General features: G+C 36.1%; 6 protein-coding genes and 1 pseudogene. All 7 read right to left on the minus strand.

What is annotated here, in order from left to right; translation table 11 throughout:
• Positions 1 to 176: 176 nt before the first annotated feature.
• Positions 177 to 230 carry a hypothetical protein gene (locus WMO43_RS13930; RefSeq protein WP_306754333.1) on the minus strand — a complete coding sequence of 18 codons (54 nt, stop codon included), beginning with the start codon at positions 228 to 230 and terminating at the stop codon, positions 177 to 179.
• Between the two features lie 221 nt (positions 231 to 451).
• Entirely contained in the window at positions 452 to 1,642 is a 1,191-nt protein-coding gene (locus tag WMO43_RS13935) for a DUF4885 family protein (protein ID WP_353531580.1), read from the minus strand.
• 51 nt (positions 1,643 to 1,693) lie between these two features.
• Positions 1,694 to 2,746, minus strand: a complete 1,053-nt coding sequence (locus WMO43_RS13940; protein WP_353531581.1) for a hypothetical protein — start codon at positions 2,744 to 2,746, stop codon at positions 1,694 to 1,696.
• A gap of 66 nt (positions 2,747 to 2,812) precedes the next feature.
• Positions 2,813 to 3,313, minus strand: a complete 501-nt coding sequence (locus WMO43_RS13945; RefSeq protein ID WP_353531582.1) for a hypothetical protein — start codon at positions 3,311 to 3,313, stop codon at positions 2,813 to 2,815.
• Between the two features lie 39 nt (positions 3,314 to 3,352).
• The gene (locus WMO43_RS13950) at positions 3,353 to 4,015 is read right to left on the minus strand and encodes a hypothetical protein (protein WP_118004952.1); all 663 of its coding nucleotides are present in this window, start codon (positions 4,013 to 4,015) and stop codon (positions 3,353 to 3,355) included.
• Positions 4,016 to 4,272: 257 nt separating this feature from the next.
• Positions 4,273 to 4,860 (minus strand): hypothetical protein, encoded by a 588-nt coding sequence (locus tag WMO43_RS13955; protein WP_353531583.1) that lies wholly within the window; start codon positions 4,858 to 4,860, stop codon positions 4,273 to 4,275.
• Between the two features lie 168 nt (positions 4,861 to 5,028).
• A pseudogene (locus WMO43_RS13960) lies at positions 5,029 to 5,587 on the minus strand (hypothetical protein); the annotation flags it as partial.

The raw sequence follows: 5,587 nt of genomic DNA on the forward strand, positions 1-5,587 counted from the left end.
CTTTTCTATCCTTTTTCGTCTGGATTGATAGATAGCATTTCGGATTCTAATCTTTAGAGATTGCTTTTGAGCTTCTCCAAATATAAAAACACTTGTGGGACCATCTTCACCATTTATTATGGAAACTTGATTGATACTTTTATTTTTCATAAGTGCCCTCTACTCACAAATCCCGATTATATTGGTGATTCACAATCTTTTAGCCAAAATCGCAGTTCCATAACCGTCACAGCAATTTTATACTTTACTTCGATTTCAATCTTTTGCTATTTGTGTTGATGCCATTATAGGTATTGCCTAATCCGCTGATATTCATTGACATATAAAACCTCCGTGTAAATACATTCTAAATCCGTTTGAATTAACTCTATGCTATATAGTATAGATCGTCATAAATCTCCAAGAAATAAAGGAACTCACTTTATTAAGTATTTTTGTTTTTAGCATATTTCTAAAGCACAGAATACCATTGTCTGTTCATACGATCAGCTTCATACTGGTATGTAATCAGCTGGTTCATGTCCTTTAAACCGCTCTTTCCATATAAAATGCTTAAAGCCATATCTGGCACATTGTTCCATCCTCTGGTCGATATCGTTGAAACCAGGTCATGTATCCAATTCTTCATTTGCTGATTAAACTCTTTCGGAACTTTTCCGGAACTTTCAACTGCACTATCCACTAAGTCTAATATATTCTCTCCCGACTCCGTATAATATGTCCCATTTTTTTCCTCAAGTTTGTCTAATCCATATCCTGTATAACTATAAACCTGATGATATGCTTCGTATTTCATCTTTGATTCCTCTGTTACTTGAGAACTCTCACAGCCATCTTGTGTTGAGCAATAATAGATATGCTTATAGAAATTTTTCCCATTATTACCTACATTTAAAGCATTCTGCATCAACACCTTTGTTTCTTCATCCACGCCATCTACCGTTATCTCGTAACTGTATGGATCGACAGTAAAAGTACAATCTTTCGTAATAGAAGATGTATCTACACCAGCCTGCTTTAAAATATTTGAAATCTGCGAATTTACCAATGCTCTTTCAAATTGGATTTTATCCGAATCTACACTGTCGCCGTCCACTTCAATTCCCCTGAACAAAGAATCCTGATAATTTACACCATTTATTTTTCCTGTCCGGCACATCTGCATCTCATAATTATATGCAATCCTACGTTCTGTATCAGTCAAATTAGTCTCGTAATACTCTGAACTCTTATCAAAATACTTGGAATGAATATAATTTTCAGGGTTAGAATGTGTTTTTGCTTCTGCGGCAAGCTTAGAATACTTTTCCGTTAATGCCGCCCTAAATGCTTTACCTGTACTCATATATTCACTTGTTTTCGCATTAATCTGTGTTCCTGCATTCTCAATGATCTCTTGATTCGTTTTTTTTGCTGAAGCTATATAGAACTTTAAATCAATGCTGCTATCAATACTTGTATTATGTGTTCTTCCACTTGTACTTTTTGTCAGTTTTTCCTTTCCTGATGCACTTATCGTTAAAGTATCTCTTATGCCTCTACAACCAGTGTTTTGCCTGCTTGCCGCTTTTTGTTGTTGACCAAACAGAACATTAAGCAACGACTGATTAGCATTAATTCGACTGTTAAAAAATATATTCATAATATCACCAACCTTCTTATATATATCGGATTATCCTAATCTGTCACTATCTCAATAATCACCGAATCTGTCATTGATTCCTGTTTCATACGAATACCATCGTGTAAATACAGACATATTACTCAGGAAATCTTTGACTTTGGAATTGTCTTTAGTATCCGAATAATAATCTTCCATTAAATCCCATACATTACGGATTTCGCCTTCCAGTCCGGTGCGTAATGTCTGAAATGGGACGTCTAAATCGAAATTGTTCTTTCCGATCGTTATTTTCAGATTACCATTAAATTTATTGTCCTCTGTAAAAGACGTTACCTGTTCCTTAAAAAACATCTTAAAATTCTCAAGTGGTATCGTTGATTCCTTTGCCAGACTGCTCCTTCCAACCTGATTTCTGAAATCCGAATTCCATATGCTGTTAAAATCAAAACCACCGTCTAACGTAAGGCTGGAATTTGCTTCGATTTCATCACAGTCAATCCCGTCCAATTCCCATTTTTCCGTCATCTTCCGGGCAGATTCTCTCAATGCCGCATTGGTGTCATTGCATTGATAGTAATAATCTGAATTATAATAAGTCCAATCACTGTGACCATCAGAATAGTATTTTTCATTCAATGCATTTCCTTCCTGATAGTTCGCCTGACCTGCCGCCCTTGCATTTTCTTTCACAAAAACCTCATACATCTCACTTACGATCTGTGTATTATCTGCTTCATTAGTTCCGGATGTCTGATGCTGTCCGATCCGGTAAGTACGCATGGAAGTACAACATTTCTCAAAATAAGAATCAAGATCCTCACTGCTCACCTTTCCAGCATAAAAATCCTGCATATAATCCGAAATTTCTTTCTGCATTGCATAGCCAAAAGAATCTCCGAATGTGCTTTTAGGCATACCTGTGACTACATTAAATTTTTGATAACAGTCACATACATATACCAGTGGTTCTGTCATTTTCTCAAAAGTGTCTTTTCGGGTTTGAAGTTCTTTTTCCAAATCCTTTACTTTTTCTTTGTATTCATCATATTTACTTGTATCATTTACAATATTGTTTACATTATTTGAAGCAAGCGTTCCGATGTGAAGAGTGCTATCACTCATATGTTATCTCCTAAATAATTTTATATATGTCTCATCGTTGTCATTTTCCGTTTCTGTTCCAGTCAATTATAACTTTTCCAGTCTTTCCAGAAACGCAACATAGAATTCTCTTTCCTTCATACAAGCCCTCTGAACCTCTATGCTTTTCGGGACATATTCCAGTGGATGGTCTAAATTATATAGTGCCTGTTTCGTTGCCTGAATTGCAGATTCTGTTGTGTTTCCCAAAATGTCGATGTTATCCACATCGCCCTCACCCTTCATCTGCTTATTCAGCCTTTGTACCATCATCTGTGATATATGGCTCAACATTCCATTTTTCTTTATTCCCAGACCATTCGCATTTACTTCCTTCGCTGCTTCCATCCATGCATCCTTTACCTCCTGCGGAGCATTCGGACCAATCATATCAAATGCTTTTTCGTTAAAATCCACATCTGCCATATATGGATTTATACTCTCATTTTCCTGTTCTGCACGTTCTGTACTAAATTGAGGAATATCATTCGGTCTGCGCCTGTTTTCGTATGGCACACCATTCATAGAATAGTTGGACCTAATCTGCATATATCAATACCCCTTTTTATTTGAATTGCATTATTATCATCAGACTTTCGCTTCAAAAACTGATCTTTTTTCCAGATAATCCGGTAATTCTTTTAATTCAGAATTCATACCATTCTTTACGGCGTTATATTCCTTCCAGTAAATGGAATAGAATTCATCTTTTTTTGTAAGTTCTGCCGGAGTCATTTCATACCCCCAGCCGGCACCGGTATTTAACAATACATTCACGCCCTGACTCTGAATTTGAACACCATAACCACCTGATGTTAAAATTGTGAAATTTAATGTTCCGCCTCCTGCCAGTGCAATCTGCTTGTCTGCAAGATTCTGATTTTTTCCCTCTGCCTGTTCCAAAAAATCCAGTAAGGTTAATTCTCCAATCCCTTTACATTTTGGATTGGTATTTGGGTTTTTCATTGCACTTTTTGCCTGCTGGTACAACTGCTTTCTATCCGGTGCAACCTCTGACAAATATTCCGCCCTTAACTGCAATACCTGCCTTGAAATAGAGTCTTGTTCCGTTTTATCAGTAGCATTGGCAGCCTTTTGTGCCAGTTTCTTAATCTCACTCACAAATTCAGTCTGCGTTTTCGTACTTTTTCCTTTCGATGGAATATAAGACCAGTTTGGTTCTCCATTACTACCAGAAGTAATTAGCTGTTCCCTTCCAACTGTTCCTATATTTGAAAAAGAGATTCCCATAAATCCACCTCCAACAGCTTGAAGTTTCAATAAAAATTTTATTCAACCACTTCTTAAAGCGGTTCATACTTTCTGTCATCCATTGGTCACACTCTGGCTTCAAACATACTTTGGCTAACACCTTTCATCCACGTATTCTGTGCTGCTCCATATCCTTTTTCCTGCCCTATATCATACAATTCACTGCTGTCAAAGCCTATTTTCAATACCAAATCATTTTCTTTCTTCCAGCCATTCTTATTTTAATCGCACGCTCTTTACGCTTTCATATCAAAATTGCCTTGTGACATTATATTTTCATTCATACTACCAGTTCTTTGTTCACTGTTTAATGCTTTTCTTGCATCACAAAAAGCCTCATAATATGTCGATTTTAACGCCGAATGTACCTGTGACTCTGCTTTTGTTTCCTTTTCTTGCCAGCCTACTCCCTCTGTATATGTCAGAACTTCTTCACCACATTCGTTATATACATGAGCTGCTGATCCTGTTCCCTCTCCCTGAAACTCTGCCTCATATGGTATCCCGAACAAAATACAGAGCCATTTTTTATCAGCTTTTTCAACTTCTTTCATTGCGGACATATTGCCGGAATTCATTGATTGATTAAATTTTCCAATTAAGGCTGCCCTGTTCGGTGCCACTTTGCTTACTTCCATCTTACGCAAATTCATAAACGCATTTCCCATATATACGTTGTCCTGTGCATCTTTTTTTGCCAGTTCAACAATTTTCTCTTTTAAGGAATCCGTTAATTTCCATTTGTTTTTTTCAGAAGATTTAGAAACTTTTTTATCCGAAGTGCCCCATAATTTTGCTGTGCTATAATTATTTGATACCTCCATTTTATAATAACTCCTTTCTTCATTATTCGGAGTTCTTCCAACTATGCTACCTGTTGGATTTCTCCCAGCATCAATATGATATGTAACTTTATTTGCAAACCACCATACTGATATCATCTTTTGAATTTTGACACTCAGCAATAACCATTGCATATTTCCATCATAATCCTAAAGTGCATACATATGTTGTAATTTACTCAACATATTACTTACTCTGCCTTCAACAGCTTCTGACTGATTTCTTAATTCATACCTGCTTCCATAGTAATCATTTAAACGGTCTTTCATTTCATTACAAAATAATTTTTGATCTGTTTTACCATTTAAAAACTGATTGCAGATACCACTTATCTCTTTCTTCTCATTTGTATAAAAATCTGTCTCATCTGAGATTATTTCTGACTTGTACTTATAAGATTCTGTTTTACTTCCAATTCCAACAACCATGTAATCTGGTGTCATTCTCTCCATGATGGAATTACATGCCGAATCATTAAAATGAACATATTCGTCAATCATGTCTGAAAAACCTGCTTGTAATTGCTCTGGAACATACATTTCATTTACTTTTCTTAGCCCCGCTTCACTTGCACTTAACAAAAATACAGATTCATAGGAAGTTCCTCTATATCCCTCCTGAGCATTCAAAAAATCTACATCTGCTGTCATTGCATTAATCTTCTCTTTTAAATCTTTCATTTCATCTTCTGTCAAATATTCAGAAGCA

Source organism: Maccoyibacter intestinihominis (assembly GCF_040096355.1).
Classification (GTDB): Bacteria; Bacillota; Clostridia; order Lachnospirales; family Lachnospiraceae; genus Maccoyibacter; species Maccoyibacter intestinihominis.

Bases quoted from the DNA above. Each gene is read 5' to 3' on its own strand.
- WMO43_RS13935 (WP_353531580.1), bottom strand. From the start codon at position 1,642: ATGAATATATTTTTTAACAGTCGAATTAATGCTAATCAGTCGTTGCTT.
- WMO43_RS13940 (WP_353531581.1), bottom strand. From the start codon at position 2,746: ATGAGTGATAGCACTCTTCACATCGGAACGCTTGCTTCAAATAATGTA.
- WMO43_RS13945 (WP_353531582.1), bottom strand. From the start codon at position 3,313: ATGCAGATTAGGTCCAACTATTCTATGAATGGTGTGCCATACGAAAAC.
- WMO43_RS13950 (WP_118004952.1), bottom strand. From the start codon at position 4,015: ATGGGAATCTCTTTTTCAAATATAGGAACAGTTGGAAGGGAACAGCTA.
- WMO43_RS13955 (WP_353531583.1), bottom strand. From the start codon at position 4,860: ATGGAGGTATCAAATAATTATAGCACAGCAAAATTATGGGGCACTTCG.